The organism is Bacillus sp. ISL-4 (assembly GCF_018613275.1).
Taxonomy (GTDB): Bacteria; Bacillota; Bacilli; order Bacillales; family DSM-1321; genus Peribacillus; species Peribacillus simplex_E.
The window spans coordinates 234,486-253,170 of the sequence record NZ_JAGGQN010000010.1 but is presented as its reverse complement, the minus strand read 5'-3'; the positions used below and the strand labels follow the sequence as shown (position 1 = coordinate 253,170).

General features: G+C 40.5%; 21 protein-coding genes. 18 read left to right on the top strand and 3 right to left on the bottom strand.

The genetic code is table 11. The features are described 5' to 3' along the window. Positions 1-203: 203 nt before the first annotated feature. From J7J00_RS07580 to lysA, 10 genes are all read left to right on the top strand, one after another. The gene (locus J7J00_RS07580) at positions 204-1,370 is read left to right on the top strand and encodes a D-alanyl-D-alanine carboxypeptidase family protein (RefSeq protein ID WP_214789558.1); all 1,167 of its coding nucleotides are present in this window, start codon (positions 204-206) and stop codon (positions 1,368-1,370) included. 131 nt (positions 1,371-1,501) lie between these two features. Further along, positions 1,502-1,852: an anti-sigma F factor antagonist gene (gene spoIIAA / locus J7J00_RS07575; protein WP_034308142.1), complete on the top strand. Its 351-nt coding sequence runs from the start codon at positions 1,502-1,504 to the stop codon at positions 1,850-1,852. A gap of 1 nt (position 1,853) precedes the next feature. Next, a complete protein-coding gene (spoIIAB, locus tag J7J00_RS07570; protein ID WP_034308139.1) occupies positions 1,854-2,294 on the top strand; it encodes an anti-sigma F factor in 441 nt (146 codons plus the stop codon). 13 nt (positions 2,295-2,307) lie between these two features. Continuing rightward, positions 2,308-3,075 (top strand): RNA polymerase sporulation sigma factor SigF, encoded by a 768-nt coding sequence (gene sigF / locus J7J00_RS07565; protein WP_214789556.1) that lies wholly within the window; start codon positions 2,308-2,310, stop codon positions 3,073-3,075. 281 nt (positions 3,076-3,356) lie between these two features. Further along, a complete protein-coding gene (locus J7J00_RS07560; protein ID WP_214789554.1) occupies positions 3,357-4,652 on the top strand; it encodes an NCS2 family permease in 1,296 nt (431 codons plus the stop codon). A gap of 154 nt (positions 4,653-4,806) precedes the next feature. Then, positions 4,807-5,427, top strand: coding sequence for a stage V sporulation protein AA (locus tag J7J00_RS07555; protein WP_144526821.1), 621 nt, complete (start codon positions 4,807-4,809; stop codon positions 5,425-5,427). Then, complete coding sequence (locus J7J00_RS07550; protein WP_144526820.1) at positions 5,417-5,839, top strand: stage V sporulation protein AB; 423 nt, start codon at positions 5,417-5,419, stop codon at positions 5,837-5,839. Before J7J00_RS07555 ends, J7J00_RS07550 begins: the two co-directional genes overlap by 11 nt. A gap of 43 nt (positions 5,840-5,882) precedes the next feature. Next, entirely contained in the window at positions 5,883-6,464 is a 582-nt protein-coding gene (spoVAEA, locus tag J7J00_RS07545) for a stage V sporulation protein SpoVABEA (protein WP_214789552.1), read from the top strand. Next, the gene (locus J7J00_RS07540; RefSeq protein ID WP_396020506.1) at positions 6,442-7,935 is read left to right on the top strand and encodes a spore germination protein; all 1,494 of its coding nucleotides are present in this window, start codon (positions 6,442-6,444) and stop codon (positions 7,933-7,935) included. The genes spoVAEA and J7J00_RS07540 overlap by 23 nt, the downstream gene beginning before the upstream one ends. A 272-nt stretch (positions 7,936-8,207) precedes the next feature. Then, positions 8,208-9,536 carry a diaminopimelate decarboxylase gene (gene lysA, locus J7J00_RS07535; RefSeq protein WP_192205394.1) on the top strand — a complete coding sequence of 443 codons (1,329 nt, stop codon included), beginning with the start codon at positions 8,208-8,210 and terminating at the stop codon, positions 9,534-9,536. A 38-nt stretch (positions 9,537-9,574) separates the two neighbouring features. Here the strand turns inward: lysA and J7J00_RS07530 are convergent, their stop codons facing one another. Continuing rightward, positions 9,575-10,444 carry a DUF1002 domain-containing protein gene (locus J7J00_RS07530; protein ID WP_286201227.1) on the bottom strand — a complete coding sequence of 290 codons (870 nt, stop codon included), beginning with the start codon at positions 10,442-10,444 and terminating at the stop codon, positions 9,575-9,577. A 581-nt stretch (positions 10,445-11,025) separates the two neighbouring features. Between J7J00_RS07530 and J7J00_RS07525 the strand changes: the two genes are divergently transcribed. After that, positions 11,026-11,370 (top strand): GNAT family N-acetyltransferase, encoded by a 345-nt coding sequence (locus J7J00_RS07525; protein ID WP_214789548.1) that lies wholly within the window; start codon positions 11,026-11,028, stop codon positions 11,368-11,370. Positions 11,371-11,398: 28 nt separating this feature from the next. On the opposite strand, the gene J7J00_RS07520 is transcribed toward J7J00_RS07525, so the two are convergent. Both J7J00_RS07520 and J7J00_RS07515 read right to left on the bottom strand, forming a co-directional pair. Continuing rightward, positions 11,399-11,935 carry a DUF309 domain-containing protein gene (locus tag J7J00_RS07520; RefSeq protein ID WP_214789546.1) on the bottom strand — a complete coding sequence of 179 codons (537 nt, stop codon included), beginning with the start codon at positions 11,933-11,935 and terminating at the stop codon, positions 11,399-11,401. Between the two features lie 166 nt (positions 11,936-12,101). Further along, positions 12,102-12,194, bottom strand: coding sequence for a YjcZ family sporulation protein (locus J7J00_RS07515; RefSeq protein WP_081108854.1), 93 nt, complete (start codon positions 12,192-12,194; stop codon positions 12,102-12,104). A 215-nt stretch (positions 12,195-12,409) separates the two neighbouring features. Here J7J00_RS07515 and J7J00_RS07510 point away from each other — a divergent pair, with 215 nt between their 5' ends. The 7 genes from J7J00_RS07510 (at position 12,410) to J7J00_RS07480 (ending at position 18,552) form a co-directional block, all read left to right on the top strand. Further along, complete coding sequence (locus J7J00_RS07510; protein ID WP_098370821.1) at positions 12,410-13,177, top strand: segregation/condensation protein A; 768 nt, start codon at positions 12,410-12,412, stop codon at positions 13,175-13,177. Next, entirely contained in the window at positions 13,164-13,745 is a 582-nt protein-coding gene (scpB, locus tag J7J00_RS07505; protein WP_214789544.1) for an SMC-Scp complex subunit ScpB, read from the top strand. Before J7J00_RS07510 ends, scpB begins: the two co-directional genes overlap by 14 nt. 55 nt (positions 13,746-13,800) lie before the next feature. Further along, positions 13,801-14,202 (top strand): hypothetical protein, encoded by a 402-nt coding sequence (locus J7J00_RS07500; protein ID WP_286201226.1) that lies wholly within the window; start codon positions 13,801-13,803, stop codon positions 14,200-14,202. Between the two features lie 37 nt (positions 14,203-14,239). Then, complete coding sequence (locus J7J00_RS07495; protein WP_141993594.1) at positions 14,240-14,728, top strand: YpuI family protein; 489 nt, start codon at positions 14,240-14,242, stop codon at positions 14,726-14,728. A 120-nt stretch (positions 14,729-14,848) separates the two neighbouring features. After that, the gene (locus J7J00_RS07490; protein WP_214789540.1) at positions 14,849-15,724 is read left to right on the top strand and encodes a superoxide dismutase; all 876 of its coding nucleotides are present in this window, start codon (positions 14,849-14,851) and stop codon (positions 15,722-15,724) included. A gap of 443 nt (positions 15,725-16,167) precedes the next feature. Further along, positions 16,168-16,731, top strand: coding sequence for an alkyl hydroperoxide reductase subunit C (ahpC, locus tag J7J00_RS07485; RefSeq protein WP_214789538.1), 564 nt, complete (start codon positions 16,168-16,170; stop codon positions 16,729-16,731). A gap of 174 nt (positions 16,732-16,905) precedes the next feature. Continuing rightward, positions 16,906-18,552 carry an FAD-dependent oxidoreductase gene (locus J7J00_RS07480; RefSeq protein ID WP_214789536.1) on the top strand — a complete coding sequence of 549 codons (1,647 nt, stop codon included), beginning with the start codon at positions 16,906-16,908 and terminating at the stop codon, positions 18,550-18,552. Positions 18,553-18,685: the final 133 nt, after the last annotated feature.

Here is an 18,685-nt window from a genome sequence, read left to right as displayed (position 1 = left end):
TTTTCCAAAAAAGGCCGCTTTTGAGCGGCCTTTTTTTACGTTTATCCCATTGAATGTTAAAAGAGGATGCCCATGCGCATCCTCTTTTAATTTGGTTCAATTTGTTACCCAATATCCAGTATATGTTTCAAAATTCATCTTTATTTGTATAAAAATGGGTTTAATGGAAAAAATAAAATCTATAAAGATTGGAGGGTATGGAGATGAAGCGGATTCTTTCTCTATTTTTAACCGTTTTGGTAGCATTGGGTTTTAGCATCCCGCATACAAAAGCAGCTGAAGAAAAAGGAGTCGAATTGGCGGCAAATGCTAAATCCGCTATTTTGATTGAACGGGATACAGGTACTGTTCTCTATGATAAAAATGCAGACGTTCGTCTTTCACCGGCAAGCATGACGAAAATCATGACGATGCTGCTGATCATGGAAGCGATTGATAAAGGCGAACTTAGCATGAAGGAGAAAATCAGGACTAGTGAGTATGCAGCATCGATGGGCGGTTCCCAGATCTTTCTCGAGCCGGGTGAAGAAATGACCACAGAACAAATGCTCAAGGGCATCTCGATTGGTTCGGCGAATGATGCATCGGTGGCGATGGCTGAACATATAGCTGGATCGGAAGAAGAGTTTGTTAGGAAAATGAACAAAAAGGCGAAAGTTCTCGGTTTGAAAAATACAAAGTTCCAAAACGCAACAGGCCTTCCTGTTAAAGATCATTACAGTTCGGCACATGATATGTCGATCATGGCAAAGGAATTATTGAAATACGATACGATTACAAGGTTCACGGGTACATATGAAGATTATCTCCGTGAAAATACCGAAAAGAAATTCTGGCTTGTCAACACGAACAGATTAGTGAAATTTTACCCTGGGGTCGATGGATTGAAGACAGGATTCACAAATGAAGCGAAGTATTGTTTGACAGCGACTGCCAAAAAAGGGAATATGCGTGTCATTGCCGTCGTTTTCGGAGCCGTTTCTCCAAAAGAACGAAACGCTCAGGTCACCAAGATGTTAGATTATGCATTTTCACAATACATCACATACCCGATTTATAAACGCGGCGAAACGTTAGGTGAAGTCAAGGTAAGTAAAGGACACAAAAAATCCGTGGTGGGAGTCACAAGTGAACCGATTTCAGTTTTGACAGCCAAAAACGGAACGGCAAAGGACTTTACAAAAAAAATCACGCTTGATAAAGATTTGGATGCCCCGATTAAAAAAGGAGATGAAATTGGTACGCTTGAATTGAAGAAAAACGGTAAAGTGTATGTCGAATCTCCGATAGTAGCGAAGGAAACTGTTGAAAATGCCAGCTGGTGGCAATTGTATAAAAGGGCTTTCGGCATGTTTACCCAGGCGAAATAGAATAAATTGTCGCATTGCCTGTTAATCGTACTAATTTAGGCGAAACTCCACTAGTTTTGCTAGTAAGGAGGAATCGGCAGGTGAAAAAGAGAATTTGACTCTTTATAAGACAGTGAAGGAGGCTGTATATAATGAGTCTTACGATTAATATGGAGGCGAAAAACCGAGTATTGTGCATTCGTCTCAAAGGTGATTTGGATCATCATACAGCAGAAAAATTGAAAAACCAGGCAGAGGCAGCCATTCAAAAGCATAACATCAAGCATATCATCCTTAACATGGAAGAATTGGATTTTATGGACAGTTCAGGGCTCGGAGTTATTTTAGGGCGCTATAAGCAGGTAAACAAAAAGCAAGGTGAAATGGTGGTCTGTGCAATTTCTCCAGCAGTAAAGCGGTTATTTGAGATGTCAGGGTTGTTTAAAATTGTTAAAATGGAACTATCCGAAAAAAACGCTTTGCAAAGACTGGGGGTTGCCTAAGATGAAAAATAAAATGGAAACGAAATTTTCTGCACTTAGCCAAAATGAATCTTTTGCCAGGGTAACTGTTGCGGCTTTCATTGCCCAATTGGACCCGACGATGGATGAATTGACAGAAATCAAGACTGTCGTGTCAGAAGCCGTTACGAATTCGATTATCCATGGTTATGAAAGTGACCCGGAAGGTTGGGTCTACATTTCAGTGGTCATCGAAGGCGATACTGTGGAATTGACCATTCGGGATGAAGGACTGGGCATTGAAGACGTCGAGGAGGCTAAACAGCCGTTATTTACGACAAAACCCGAACTTGAACGTTCCGGTATGGGATTCACCATCATGGAAAACTTCATGGATGAAATCAATATAATTTCCCACAAGGGCGAAGGCACGATCATTCGATTAAAAAAGCACTTAACTACAAGCAGAGCTTTGTGCAATTAAGGGAGACTTGCATATGGATGTGGAGGTTAAAAACGGGAAGAGCAAGAAAGGCCAGCCCCATTTAAAAGATGAGGAATTGCGGAATTTAATCCAACGCAGCCAGAGCGGTGACCAAGATGCGAGGAACCTGATTGTCAACAGCAATCTGAGGCTTGTATGGTCAGTGGTGCAAAGGTTCCTCAATCGAGGTTACGAACCGGATGACCTTTATCAAATAGGCTGTATTGGCCTGTTGAAGTCCGTGGATAAATTTGATTTATCGTTTGAAGTGAAATTCTCAACGTATGCTGTGCCTATGATCATTGGTGAAATCCAACGTTTTATCCGTGATGACGGAACGGTTAAAGTAAGCCGGTCATTAAAGGAAATGGCGAATAAAATTCGCAGGGCCAAAGAGGAACTTTCAAAGACGTATGGCCGTGTTCCGACTGTCAATGAATTGGCGGAACATCTAGAGCTGTCGCCAGAGGAAATCATCATGGCCCAAGAAGCTAGCAGGAGCCCTTCATCCATCCATGAAACGGTTTACGAAAATGATGGAGATCCGATTACTCTTCTTGACCAGATTGCCGACAATAATGAAACATCCTGGTTCGATCAAATCGCTTTGAAAGAAGCCATACATGAATTGAATGAACGTGAAAGGCTGATTGTTTTCCTGAGGTATTATAAAGATCAGACGCAATCGGAAGTGGCGGCAAGGCTTGGCATTTCCCAAGTCCAGGTGTCAAGGCTGGAAAAGAAGATTCTTCAGCAAATGAAAAACCACATGAATCAATGATTCATGTGGTTTTTTTATTGAGCTGAAAATAAATCTTGATTTTAGGAAAATTAAAAGTGATTCCTTATCGGGTAAGGCGAAAATATGAATGGGTCGAATTTTTAGTTGAATTTAGGAATAAAAACGAATATTATAGTAAAGGTCGCGTTCCTCATTCGTTTTTTATCTTTCTTTCAATGAATAACGATCAGGAAAAACGTCGATGCAGTACAATATTAGGACACCTTGTCTTTTCGTGCAAACGGTTGTCGGTGTTTCCTTTAGATCTGGAGGTCTAAAATATGTTTTTGGAAAAGTTTTTCTCCTTGAAAGAAAATGGGACGGATGTCCGCACAGAAGTCATGGCGGGTGTTACGACATTTTTAACTATGGTTTATATCCTTATTGTGAATCCGGCTTTATTGTCTTCAATAGGAATTCCATTTGAACAAGTTTTCATGGCAACGGTCATATCAGCGGTGATTGGTACCCTTATCATGGGGCTTGTTGCAAAATACCCGATTGCGATAGCACCAGGGATGGGTTTGAATGCTTATTTTGCCAGCGTAGTGGGGGCACAGGGCCTTTCATACCAGACCGTATTCGGTACGGTTTTCATTGCTGGTTTGCTATTTCTATTAATTAGCGTGACAAGCTTGCGTAAAATGATAATTGATGCGATTCCTAACTCATTAAAATATGGCATCACATCCGGAATTGGTTTATTCATTGCGTTTATCGGATTGAAAAATGCTGGAATCGTAGTGCCTAATGAATCAACGATGGTGACGCTTGGAGATTTACACCAGCCTGGAACCGTTTTAGCGGTGGCAGGCTTATTCATTACCTTGATTTTTATGGCCCGTAATATTAAAGGGGCAATTTTCATTGGTATGATCATTACGGCAATCATTGGCTACTTTATCGGTTTGCTCAACTTTGATGGGGTCTTATCTGTACCTCCAACACCGGTATTTTTCGATATCGATATTGCTGGGGTCTTCACGAATTCATTATATTCAATTGTTTTCGCCTTTTTACTTGTGACGATCTTTGATACGACAGGAACCTTGATTGGTGTGACGGAACAGGCTGGTCTAACGAAGGATGGGAAAATCCCTCGTGCCAAGAAAGCCTTTTTAGGTGATGCCATTGCGACGACAGTCGGCTCGATGTTTGGTACAAGTCCTTCGACGGCCTATGTTGAATCGAGTACGGGCGTGGCCGCAGGCGGACGTACGGGATTAACCGCTACTGTCGTGGCAATCTTGTTTGCTGCATCGATTTTCTTTTCTCCGTTGATATCGGCAATTTCTTCAGTTCAAGCAATCACAGCTCCCGTTTTGATCATTGTAGGATGTTTCATGATGGAAGGGCTGGCTAAAGTAAATTGGAAAATTTTCGATGAGGCATTTCCGGCATTTGCGATCATTTTGACGATGCCGCTTACTTCAAGTATATCTACAGGGATTGCGATTGGGTTCATTACATTTCCCCTTATGAAGGTATTCAGTGGAAAAGGAAAATCTGTACATCCTATCATTTATATTTTTGGATTTATATTTTTGATTCAGCTGATTTTCTTCCCCACTCATTAATGTATGAATGTAATCAAAAAGACATGCTGTCATTGCAGCGTGTCTTTTTTTGTTTTCAAATTAGTAATATTTGGACTTGGTTCACTTCCTGCATTTTCAAACTGTTTCCAAACCATACTACTAGCATAAGGAAATAAAAGGTCGGGATGTGATGATAGTGGCAGTTGTATATATCAGGATGAGGAACCGTGTACAAGTAAAGGGAAATCAAACGGTGAGGATAAAAGATATTGCAAGGATAATCGGACCTGAAGAAGTGATTCCCATTATTGAAGAAATTATATTATTAACGGTCAAGAAGGAAGATAAGAATATTATTGTCGTTGATTTGGCTCAAGTAATCGTGGCCATCCGCAAGATGGATTCGACTATTGAACTGGAGACATTCGGGCCCTCCCAAACGATCATCGAAATCATCCTCTCGAAAAAGAAAATGTCATACCTGACATTCGCCTTGGTTTGGTTTTTGTTATTTGTCGGAGGCGGGATGACAATCATGAATTTTCATGTGGATGTCAGCATGGGGGAAGTGCATCAAAAAATCTTTACTATAATCACGGGAAAAGTGGATGATAAGCCGTTATTGATCCAAATCCCATATAGCTTCGGCCTTGGTATGGGCATGATTCTATTTTTTAATCACTTTTTTAAAAAACGCTTCAATGAGGAACCTAGTCCGCTTGAGGTTGAAATGTTCAACTATCAGCAGGATTTGGACAGTTATGTAATCATGAATGAAAATAAGGAGAATGTGCGCCACCTTGATGACCGGTAAAATTATCTTTGGAATCTTTGTCGGATTAGCCGGGGGTTTTGCGACAGGTGCGGGTTTTGTAGCGTTTTTAACTGTACTAGGGGTGATTCCGAGACTGACTCAGCTGACAAAAACAATGAAGATGATTCATTACTACGAAGGAGCCATCATTGCCGGCGTTGTCGCAGGAACATGGTTAGGATTACAGGAAACAGAATTTTCCCTCCCATATTTTTTATTAATTCCGATTGGTTTGGCTGACGGGATATTTAATGGAATGCTTGCTGCTGCCTTAACTGAAGTCCTGAATGTATTTCCGGTTCTGTCAAAGCGAATCGGAATTCAAGAGAAAATCATTTATCTGTTAATGGCACTCGTATTGGGGAAAATAGCCGGATCATTATTCCAATGGATTTATTTAGTGGATTTATAAGTTTATGAGGTAACTATTCCTGATGATGAAAGGTAGGCCCAAGATGGTGACCAAACGAAAAGTGATATTGATTACGGATGGAGATGAGTATGCGAAACGGGCTGTCGAGCATGTAGCCAAGGAAATAGGGGGAAGGTGTATCTCCATGTCCCAAGGTAATCCATCACGATATACGGGCTTGGAGCTAGTTGAATTAATAAAAAAGGCGAAGTATGATCCTGTATTGGTCATGTTTGATGATAGCGGTTTTATCGGTGAAGGATCAGGCGAACAGGCAATGAAGGTAGTTGCCGGTCACCCTGATATTAATGTCCTTGGTGTGATAGCGGTCGCTTCAAAGACTAGAAGGGAAGAATGGACCAAGGTGGATATCTGTATTGACCGTGATGGTAACCTGACACCGAACGGGGTTGATAAATACGGCGCCGAAGAATTTGAACTCGGCAAGATAACTGGAGATACGGTGTATTGCATCGATCAATTACATGTTCCGATAGTAGTGGGGATAGGGGATATCGGAAAAATGTCCCATCAGGACGATTTTAAAAGAGGAGCACCGATAACGAAGCTAGCGGTGGAAATCATATTGGAAAGGAGTGGTCATGATGACATCAGAAAAACCTGAAAACATGAAACCGATTCCGGATAGGGTAGCGGAAGTTGACGCGTACATGGAAAAGAATGTAGGTCTAGGCGTCAGCTTCGACTTAGGTGTAAGAAGGATAAAGGTCCTAAGAAAAGATGTGCATCTTTACTACATAAACGGGCTGACGGATACAGAGTACATCATTGGAATCCTCGATTCTCTTATTCATAACAAAAATGCCGAAATCGTGTCTACTAAAGTTTTTGATGTAGTCAAAAACTTGCTTGTACACCAATCCGTTGAAGAAATAAAGACGATGGATGAGCTTGTTGATCAGGTATTATCCGGTTTAATAGTCATTGTTGTTGATGGTAAACCAATAGGACTGGTTGTGGATGTCAGGAGTTATCCCGGGAGACAGCCAGTAGAACCCGATACGGAAAAAGTCGTCCGTGGATCAAGGGACGGTTTTGTCGAGAATATCATCATTAACACAGCGATAACCAGACGGAGAATCAGGGATGAAAGATTACGTTTCGAAATGTTGCATGTAGGGGAACGGTCGAAAACGGATATATCCATCGGCTACATTAAAGATATTGCCGATCCTGATTTAATTGATATCGTTCGTAAGGAATTGAATAGTATTGAGGTTGATGGCATAACGATGTCTGATAAAACGATCGAAGAGTTCATCGTCAAGCAAAGATATAACCCATACCCGCTTGTCAGGTACACGGAACGGGCTGATGTAGCTGCAACACATTTACTTGAGGGGCATGTCCTTATTTATGTGGATACGTCACCGAGTGTCATCATTACTCCGTCCACTCTTTTCCATCACATGCAGCACGCTGAGGAGTATCGGCAGGCACCTGCTGTTGGATCCTTGGTGCGCTGGGTACGTTTTTTGGGGATTTTCGTTTCGTTATTCTTGCTGCCGATTTGGTTATTGTTTTGTTTGGAGCCTTCCCTCCTGCCGGAGAAGTTAGAGTATATCGGGCCGAATGATAAAACACATATACCTATTGTGATCCAAATCTTCATTTCCGATATTGGGATAGAATTTTTAAGGATGGCAGCCGTTCATACCCCGACCCCGCTTTCTACGGCAATGGGCTTGGTTGCGGCAGTTTTGATAGGACAGATAGCGATAGATGTTGGCCTATTTGTTCCTGAGGTGGTTCTCTACGCTTCCGTAGCGACAATCGGTACATTTGTCACTCCAAGCTTAGAACTAGGAGTTGCAAATAAAATTTCCCGTTTAGTCCTGCTAGTATTGGTCGCTTTATTTAAAGTGCCTGGCCTAGTCATAGGCATCACACTTTACATTATTATGCTTACTAGTATAAAAACGTTAAATACGCCTTATTTATGGCCGCTTCTCCCGTTTCAGCCAAAGGCCCTATCACATATAATATTAAGAAGACCTTATCCTGGTACAATAGAACGTCCGAGTATTGTACATCCCCAAGATCTATATAGGCAGCCGAGAAAATCTAAAGGTTGATGTTGTCGAAAAGTTGTGGTAATTTAATTTTATTCGGATAAAGAGGTATTGTTAGGCTTCACAAAGAGATAGAGCTACTATGATCTTTGGAGTTTAAACCAATCTGTCTTTCCCTTCGAACTACCAAGCAGTCATAGAGAAAAATGTTTACATGGATATCGATTCGGATGAGGCTTGTTCATATAGAGGACTTTTTACAGCAGGGTTTCTTTATTTGAGGCTGCCTCATTTCTTATTAATCTTTAGTTTTAAGTCAGGAAGGTGAGGCTATCATGCATTTGTACGGAACCGGTGGTGTAAATGAACGTGGACATCTGGAGATTGGCGGAGTGGACACGATCGAATTGATCGAGCAATTTGGAACACCATTATATGTTTATGATGTAGAGCTAATTCGCGAACGGGCAAGAGGGTTCAAGAGAACTTTTGAGGAATTGGGGATTTCAGCTCAAGTTGCTTACGCAAGTAAGGCCTTTTCTTCGATTGCCATGATCCAGTTGGCAGAGCAGGAAGGACTTTCTCTCGATGTTGTCTCAGCAGGGGAATTGTATACGGCAATTAAGGCAAATTTCCCAACAGAACGGATTCATTTTCATGGAAATAACAAAAGTGATGAAGAGCTACATATGGCTTTGGATCATGACATTGGCTGTATAGTAGTCGATAATTTTTCAGAGTTGACACTGTTGGAAGAAATTTGTACAAACCGTGAACAAAAGGTGAAAATCCTTCTTCGTGTAACACCAGGTATCGAAGCCCATACGCATGATTATATATTGACAGGACAAGAAGATTCGAAATTTGGTTTTGATCTTATTAATGGCCAGGCCGAAGCTGCTCTTCGGCAAGCGCTGCAAAGTGAATTCCTCGAAGTGCTGGGGCTTCACTGTCATATCGGTTCCCAGATCTTTCAAACGACCGGTTTCCTTCTTGCAGCCCAAAAAATTATCGGCAAGCTGAATGATTGGCACGGCTCGGTAGGGTTTCAACCAAAGGTATTGAATCTCGGAGGAGGTTTCGGGATTCGGTATACACAAGAGGACGACCCGCTACCGGCGTCTCAATATGTTGAGGAAATCGTTAGGGAAGTGCAGAACCTGATTGCGGATTCTGATTTAGTGATGCCTGAAATCTGGATCGAACCTGGCCGTTCATTAGTCGGAGACGCCGGTGTGACACTGTACAAGGTCGGTTCTGAAAAGGAAGTTCCTAATGTCCGTAAATATATTGCCGTTGATGGGGGCATGAGTGATAATATACGTCCCGCTCTTTACGAAGCGAAATATGATGCCATTCTTGCAAATAGGCCGCTTGACCCTGTAGAAGAGACAGTGTCCATTGCCGGGAAATGCTGTGAAAGCGGAGATATGTTGATTTGGGATTTACCATTGCCAAAAGCCGGCCGCGGTGATGTCTTGGCGGTATTTTGTACAGGGGCATATGGATATTCCATGTCGAATAATTACAATCGGATTCCAAGACCGGCAGTCGTCTTTGCCGAAAATGGAGAAGCCCGGTTGGTCATCAAACGAGAGACGTACGAAGATCTTATCCATTTGGATTTGGCCCTTCATGAAGCGGCAGTCGTCACTAAAGAATAGAAAAAAGGATGGCAGTTGCCATCCTTTTTTTATTTGAATCAGCTGAAAAGTGACTTGATCGCGTCTATTAAACTACTGAAGACTTCTTTCAATTTATCCAGAAATGATTGACCCTCTTCGGATTCAAGAAAATTTGAAAGTTTATCTTTAGCTGCAGTAAGCTGGTCACCGACAGCGCTCCAATCAATATTCAATTCTTTTAGCTTATTGAATAAATCAATTAAACTTTGAGTTTGAGCATCATTTAAGGTGATTCCAAGGTCTTTTGCTGAAGACTCGACAACCTCGCGGACCTCTTCAGTATTGGCTGGTGGATTTGCAGCCATTTCCTCTTTGATTTTCGTAACCAGTGCAGAGGCTTCTTCTGTACCGATTTCGTCACCCAATTTTGCTGTTTTCACCATTTCTTCATTCGCTGCCTGTTTCACATCTTCAGGAATCTTCTTGTCTGCAGAGATTTCATAGGCTTTAATGACTCCTGTCAAAGCCGCTGTACCGGAAACGGGTATAGGTGCTGTGACATAAACGGTAGCATCTTTTACTCCAGCAGTTGCCAGTGCATTGATATACATTTCATCGGTAACCCAGTTAATGTTTTTCGACTCCAGTTTAAGTCCGGTACCTTTTTCCTCCAAAGTAATGGCAGAAGATGAAATCGCTTTTGTACCGATCAGACGGCTAGCGATATAGTCTCCTAAGTATTCATGTTCTTCCGCATTTGTAACCGTTAGAACCTCAACATCGTTTGGTGCTTTCATTTCTGATAAGATCATATTTTTTTGTTCATTTGTCAAATTCTCACCAAGTGTGACGATCATTTCACCAACAGCTGCATCTGCAAAAGCTTTATATGGCAATAATAGACATAATAAAATGGTCACAATGACCCATTTATTCATTTTTTTCATGATAATCCTCCTTAACTTTTCCTGCTGAATTGGGAATCTTTCAATAAAAGGGCGGCACTTTAAATCAGATTCATAGTATTTGACGAAACAAAGGATAAAAAAGATACATATTTTCCTGAAAAAAATTTATATAGCCCAAGATAGCTACGTTTTTTAAACGAAAAAGTTTGGTGTATTTTTGTCTTTTATACCTAAGAGGGCACTCTATGAACCTAGATCACTTTACCAATGTAGTAAAATCGAAGCAAGATTGCAAGGATATTTGTCAGATTGTGTTAAGTTATAGTAGAATGAATTCGTTATTTAAATATTTGGACCATTCATAAAGGGAGTATGGAATGAGGAAAAGTAATAAGGCTCTTTTACTTATGATGCTTATTATCGCTTTGGTGTGGGGAATCGTATATTGGCTGTTTATCGCTTAGCACATAGCACATCGATAAATCAAGTGCTGAAAGTGATGTTGAAACGAACGAGGTTTTTATGTATGATGTAAATGTTATATGTGAGGATTATTATTCAAAGCAAATTAATCGGAAACAGGAAGATAATAAAAACGTTATTTAGTAACGAGGGATATTATGTTGATTAAGTATAAGAAAAGTTATGAGAAGTTTGCCATGGGATTATTATCTTTCATGCCAAATGAAAAAGAGATAAAAACGCTTCGGAATACGATGAAGAATTATGAAACGGATGAAAATCTACAGCTGTTCTTATGGAAAGATGAAGAGATTACGGGCTTGATCGGGATAGAAGTCTCTCCAAACCACATTGAGATACAACATATATCCGTAAATCCATCCTTCCGGAAGCAAGGTATCGGTAAAACGATGGTCAGGGCCATCAAGGAGCAATATCCTGACAAAGAATTAAAAGCAAATGAGTTTACGGAAAGCTTTCTTGACAGGTGTGAAGATTTATGAATAGGAAAGCTTGAATGGAGGACCACCTTTAAGGGCGGTCCTCCATTCTTATTTTTCGAAGGGAAAGCTGCCGAGCCCTTTCAGAAATGACATCCGAACGGTCACGCATTAGATGCTTATCAACTATTGCTGAATTAGCCATGTCGCTATCTGTACCCCATATGTACCCTTGTTGCAAACAGATGGACTGGCATTTTTCAATCAAGCATTGATCGGCTATCGGCAGATTAATGCTTTTATATGGCTTTTGTGATAACATTCGCTCATGGGTGTCCTCAAGCAATTTGAACAGTCGTTCTGGATCGAGTCCCAACTTCAGGAGCTCGGCCTTTTTAAGGTGGAGATTTGCTAGGGCTTTAGACAGGGTCCTTGCAGCCCCTTTTTTGTTTCCCCTGCGATCATGATACAGGGCAACCGCAATTTGAATGAGTCCGACCCAATGAGAGTCACGCTCTTTTGGTGCGGTTTCCTTCCAATATTCTTCAAGAATTTCATGACATTCGAAGTAATCCCTTGGCCCATGGAAATGGACAAGGAAAGAAAGGTAGTCTTCCGCGTAATTCAATAGGAGCACCCCTTTTGTTTGATGGAATCATCTAAAGTAAGGCAAAAAGCCATTTTCTTATAGCTTAACACCCGCTAGTATACTCACTAATTTTAGCATAGAATTTTTTCCTGGAAAATAAAGAAAGCCGATTGCAAGGCAATCAGCTTGATTCATCAGTCATGAATTAACACCATGAAGCACCGACGATAACTAATAATATGAACAATACTACAATAAACGCGAATCCGCCGCCGTGTCCAAAACCACCTGCACCCATAATGAGTACCTCCTTTGTTCTGCTATTCTTACATTTCTAGGTTATGTTGGATTTCGGAATGTGATTGGGCAACGACCCATTTGACGGTAATCCCAAATAAAAACTTTTCTAAGGTCAGTAAATTATTATTTGGATAAAGGGCAGCAATCCTCTATACTTGATTAGTAAAAGAAATAGGTCTATATCGGCCAATTAGATTTAAATGAGGTAATTTAATGGGTTATAATATAAAAATTGACGCTTTCGAAGGACCGATGGATTTACTTCTGCATTTGATTAATCGCCTGGAAATAGACATCTACGATATTCCGATGGCTGATATTACAGATCAATACCTAAGTTACATCCATACGATGCAGCATCTTGAATTGGATGTCGCCAGCGAATATCTAGTGATGGCTGCAACGCTGCTTGCCATCAAGAGTAAAACGTTGCTTCCAAAGCATGAAGATGAACTAATGATTGATGAAGATGGGGAAATATTTGAGGAAGATCCACGTGATGAGCTTGTGGAAAAACTATTAGAATATAAAAAGTATAAAAATGCAGCTGAAGAATTTAAGGGGATGGAAGAAGAAAGAAGCTTGATTTTCACCAAACCCCCAAGTGATTTATCAGTTTATGTAAAAGAAGCGGAAAGTGATAAGCAAGAGTTGAATATAAGTCTATACGATATGTTGGGGGCTCTTCAAAAACTGCTGCGAAGGCAAAAAATTCAAAAGCCGCTTTACACGAAGGTAACGAAACAAGAGATATCGATAGAGAAACGAATGGATGAAATCATGATTGAGTTACAATCGATTAAAGGAAAGAAAAGTTTTTTTGAACTGTTCTCGCTCCCGGTTAAAGAGCATATCGTCATCACTTTTATGGCGGTGCTGGAACTGATGAAATTAAATGAAATCATCGTTGAACAGGAAGATAATTTTTCGGATATCATGATTGCTGCTAAGGAAGGTGTAGAACCAGTTGGAAGTTATTAATTGGAAAGGGATTCTTGAGGCATTATTGTTTGCTGCCGGAGATGAAGGGCTATCCGTCAAACAAATTGCCTCTGTCCTGGAAATTACGGAATATCAAGCAACGGACATCGTTGAAAGTTTAAAGGAAGAATATATATCGGATGTACGCGGGATTCAGGTGATCGAAATAGCGGGTGTTTATCAAATGACGACAAAGAAAGAGCACTCGGATTACTTGAAAAGGCTGGTGGAAACATCAAGCACTCAAGGATTGTCCCAGGCGGCTTTGGAAACACTCGCAATCATTGCCTATAAACAGCCGATTACTAGAGCTGAAATTGATGAAATTCGCGGAGTGAAAACGGATCGCCCCATTCATACACTTGTCACTAAAGTCTTAATAAAAGAGGTCGGACGTGCTGAAGGCTCGGGCCGGGCTTATTTATATGGGACAACAAAAGAGTTTTTGGATTACTTCGGCCTGAATTCCATTGATGAATTACCGCCTCTCGCCGATAATTCGGATGATGGCTTTGAAAATGGTGAAGCCGATTTGTTTTTTGAAAAATTTCAGCAAACAATCGAATAACATTTTTCAATAAATTGTGATAATATAGAAAAAAATGAATGCGGGGGGATTGCGGGTGCGAATTGTAGCATGCAATGGATTTGGGCTTGAAAAGGAAAAGTCAAATTCACCTGAGGACTTCTTTAATCGATCCGTTATACAATACATAAAGGATGGAGAAGATAAGACGCTGAATGTACTGTATCTTCGCTATTTTGATGAGATGGTCACTCGTTGGACCCCATATCCCGCCAACCCTATATTCAAAAGCCCTAACAGAGATATTTATATGGCTGATATCATGGCCATGGTGTGTCTACTCAAAGACCCGAGCCTGGTTAACCGAAAACGTATTTATATAAATGCAGAAAAAGAGATGGCTGGTTATTTCGAAAATATAGATTTTGAAAAATTGGAGAAAGTGTTTATATCTATTGACCAAGCTAAACCATATGATATAGAGTCACATGTTGACTAATATATTCAATCTTAATCATTTTGAGGAGGGTTCACGGTTGGGGAATACATTGGTAAAATCTCAGCTTGAGGATGTAAAAGGGTTTTTAGAAACGACAGTGGCTCAACTAGAAGAATTTATGAATGAGACGACCTATTCTAAGCTGCAAGAGGAAAAAAGCGGGGATGAAACCTATTATAAAGGAATCCTTTCTAGTTTAAGAAGAATGCTTGTAAGTTGTGAAGAGGGCTTGGAGGCTTGCCAAATCGTTCTGAAAAATGATGTTTTCAATAAAGCTGCAGCTGAAAAGACGCTTTATAGAGTTTATCATCAATGTATCGAAGAATACTTTTCCCCAAAATCAGATCGGTGGTTTGAGGACAGCAGATCTGCCTATACAGGAAAAAACTCGATTAAATTTCACCAAAGTGTACCAGACAGCATAATATCCATTCTGAAGGCCGTGGAAAGTGGATTCCAGACCATGCGTGAAGAATTGGAGTTTTATGAAACGGATTACCGGACGAAAATGTTACAGTCAAGATAATGAAACAGCTGGGCTTAAGAGGCCTAGCTGTTTTTTTAGCTATAAATGGAATCTCCGCTTAATCGAAACATAAAATACTTTGATGATTCATGTGCATAAAGGTTAAGAGGAGGTTGCAAGATGTCCGATGAAAGAGATTATGCTAAAGAGGTAAGTGATTGGGTTGATGGAGTGATGGAATATCTTGAGAAGATCGATATCACCGATTCGCCATTGCTGTCGAATATTGAACGGCTTTCCCAGTTGACAAAAGATATGGATGAGGAAGAAATGGATTATGAGGATATGGTCCTGATTGAAGAAGAGATGGCTCGGGTCTACGAGGAAATTGAAGAACTCGCTAGAGAATTCAGTATACAGGATAGGCAATCAGTGCCAATTGGGAAGCATACGCTACCGCCGTTACCTTATGCCTATGATGCGTTGGAACCGACGATTTCAAGGGAAATCATGTATCTGCACCATGATAAGCATCATCAAGCATATGTCGATGGTCTGAATAAAGCGGAATTGATGATGAAAAAAGCGAGGGAAACAAAAGATTTTTCCTTGTTGAAGCATTGGGAAAAGGAAGCAGCCTTTCATGGGTCAGGCCATTATCTCCATACGCTGTTCTGGGAAGAGATGATTCCGGGAGGGGGCGGACAGCCAAGGGGGGATTTACTCAATCAGATTGAGACGGATTTTGGAAGCTTTGCAGCTTTTAAAAGTCATTTTAGTGAAGCTGCCAAACAAGTAGAAGGAGTTGGCTGGGCGATTTTAGTCTGGGTTCCGCGTGCGCGGCGGCTAGAAATACTTCAATCGGAATTGCATATGGTTTTGACCCAGTGGGATACGATCCCAATCCTTGTTCTTGATGTATGGGAACATGCTTATTACCTGCAATATAAAAATAATCGGGCAGCCTATGTGGACAAATGGTGGGACGTTGTAAACTGGCCGAAAACTGCCGTAAGGTTCACCGAAGCGAAAAAGCTTATCTGGAAAAAGCAATAACTGATAAAATATAGGAAAGTCTTTTAAGAACCAATTGCAAATATACGAGCCGTTAAGGTTCGTTTTTTTTTGCCTGAAATATTGTATCAAGAATTTTTTAGGGAAAATATGGGAAGGATATAAAGGGAGCTGCAAATTTTATTTTGGAAGCGACTTATGATTCTCATTTGGATAATTTAATTAGATTGAAAAGGAGATGATATCATCTTACGAAATAATGAGCATGTGTCTTATTTAAATCCTTGAAATAACATTGGAAATGTGTTAAATATGCTACTTTGAAGTACTATGGGTTTTTTAAAATAATTAATTTATATCAATATAAAAACTGTGACCAATTTGTGAACTTAAAAATTATTAAGGTATATTTATTGACTAATTTCTATTTAATAATTATTATAAACAGGAGCAGATAAAAAAATTAGCTATTGGAGGAATTTATTATGTCATTGATCAATAAACAAGTTGAAGATTTTAAAGTACAAGCTTACCATGCAGGAGAATTCAAAGAAGTTACACTTGAAGATGTTAAAGGAAAATGGGCAGTATTCTTTTTCTACCCAGCTGACTTCTCTTTCGTATGTCCAACTGAATTAGCTGATCTTCAAGATCACTATGAAACATTCAAGGAAATTGGTTGTGAAGTTTACTCAGTTTCAACAGATACTCATTTCAGCCACAAAGGATGGGCTGATGCTACTGATACAATCGGTAAAATCCAATATCCAATGTTAGCTGACCCAGCAAACGTTTTATCCCGTCAATTCGGTGTATTGATTGAAGAAGATGGATTGGCTCTACGTGGAACTTTCATCGTGAATCCAGAAGGACAAATTAAAGCATACGAAATTAATGACCTAGGAATTGGCCGTAATGCTGAAGAACTTGTAAGAAAAGTTCAAGCTGCACAATTCGTAGCAGAACATGGAGATAAAGTTTGCCCTGCAAAATGGACTCCAGGTGAAGCCACTCTTGAACCAAGCCTAGACCTTGTAGGTAAACTTTAATTTTAATGGAATGGTCCATTTCTACAGGTAATGGACATACCGAGCATTGATTACGATTACTGGGACAACTCGTCCTACAAGATCTTATGACAAAAGGCACTTACCTATAAGTGCCTTTTGTTTTTCAAAATAATCAGTTTAGCACGTATTATCATTCAGCAAGGAGCACAAAAGATGAAAAAAATATATGATTTATTAATTATTGGCGGCGGACCTGCAGGCCTCTCAGCCGGCGTTTATGCAGGAAGAGCTAAGTTAAAAACAATAATTCTTGAAAAAGGAACTGGCGGCGGACAAGCAGCAACTACATCGGAAATAGCCAATTATCCTGGTATCCGTCATATATCGGGCCCTAGGTTAGTTGAAGAAATGAAGCTTCAAAACGAAGATTTTGGCGTTGAATTCGCCAAAGCTGATGTAACCGGCGTGGATTTCTCCGGTGAGGTGAAAGTCGTTAAAACCCTTGGCGGGGACTACCATGCTCGCGCCGTTATCATTGCAACAGGTGCTTCTCCAAGAACACTAGGATTTCCAGGTGAAGAGGAATTTACTGGCCGCGGTGTAGCATATTGTTCAACATGTGATGGTGAATTCTTTGAAGGGTTGGAAGTTTTCGTTATCGGGGCAGGATATGCAGCCGCTGAAGAAGCGATCTTCCTGACACGCTTTGCTACAAAAGTTACAATCATCGCCCGGGAATCAAGCTTCTCGTGTGCCCCGTCCATTGTGGATAAAGTAATGGCAAATGATAAGATTGAAGTGAAATTCAATACGGAGATCCTTGGGGTATATGGAGACGGGATGATTCAAAGTGCCCGTTTCATCAATAATGCGACTAAAGAAGAATTTGAATATAAGGCGAAGGAAGAAGACAGTACGTTTGGAGTATTCGTTTTCATAGGGTATGAGCCGAAAACAGAAATTTTCAAGGGCCACATCGAAATGGATCATGCTGGTTACATTTTAACCGATGATGATATGAAGACTAATGTGAAAGGTGTCTATGCAGCGGGCGACCTAAGGCCAAAATCCTTGCGACAGATTATTACAGCTGTATCTGATGGGGCGATTGCAGCAACGGATGCCGGTAAACATATAGAAGAAGAAAAAGATCGCCTAGGAATCAAAGATGAACCTGAAGTTGAAAAACCGGCGAAAAAAGAACAGGCCGCTGTCCCGGCAGGTAAAAGCGCTTTATTAAGTGATGCGTTACGCGGCCAATTAAAGGGAATCTTCGGCAAGATGGAGAGCGAAGTAACATTGGTGTCCATCGTCGATGAAAGCTTGCCAAAATCAGTCGAATTGCGAGACTTCTTGTTGGATGTTGCGGAATTAGGAGACAAGCTGCATCTTGAATTATACAACAAGGGAGAAAGTCCGGAAATTGAAGAAAAAATCAATGCAGATAAGTTCCCTGTCGTTTCCCTCTTAAATTCGAATGGTGAATACAGTGGCGTCAAATACCACGGTGTACCAGGCGGCCATGAGTTGAATTCCTTCATTTTGGCTATCTATAACTTGGCCGGACCTGGTCAAGCATTGGATTCAGTCGTATTGAATTCAATTAAGGGAATCAGTAAAAAAGCGAACATTAAGGTTATGGTTTCATTGGCATGTCACTACTGTCCAGACGTTGTAGTGGGTGCACAGCGCATTGCGATTGAAAACCCTAACGTTGAAGCTGAAATGGTCGATATAAGCAATTTCCAGGAAATCAAGAAGAAATATAAAGTCATGAGCGTGCCGGCCATGATCATCAATGATGAAGAAGTGGTATTCGGAGCTAAGAAAATTGATGAAATCGCTGCATTATTAGTATGATAGAACACTAAATCGATAGGGGGCCCCTATCGATTTTTTTTATGTTGAAAATCAATAGATATCATGAAGGTTTACATTCTTTTATTCATAACCCTTGTCCATTTGCATAAACTTGTACAAAAACAAGTAAAGA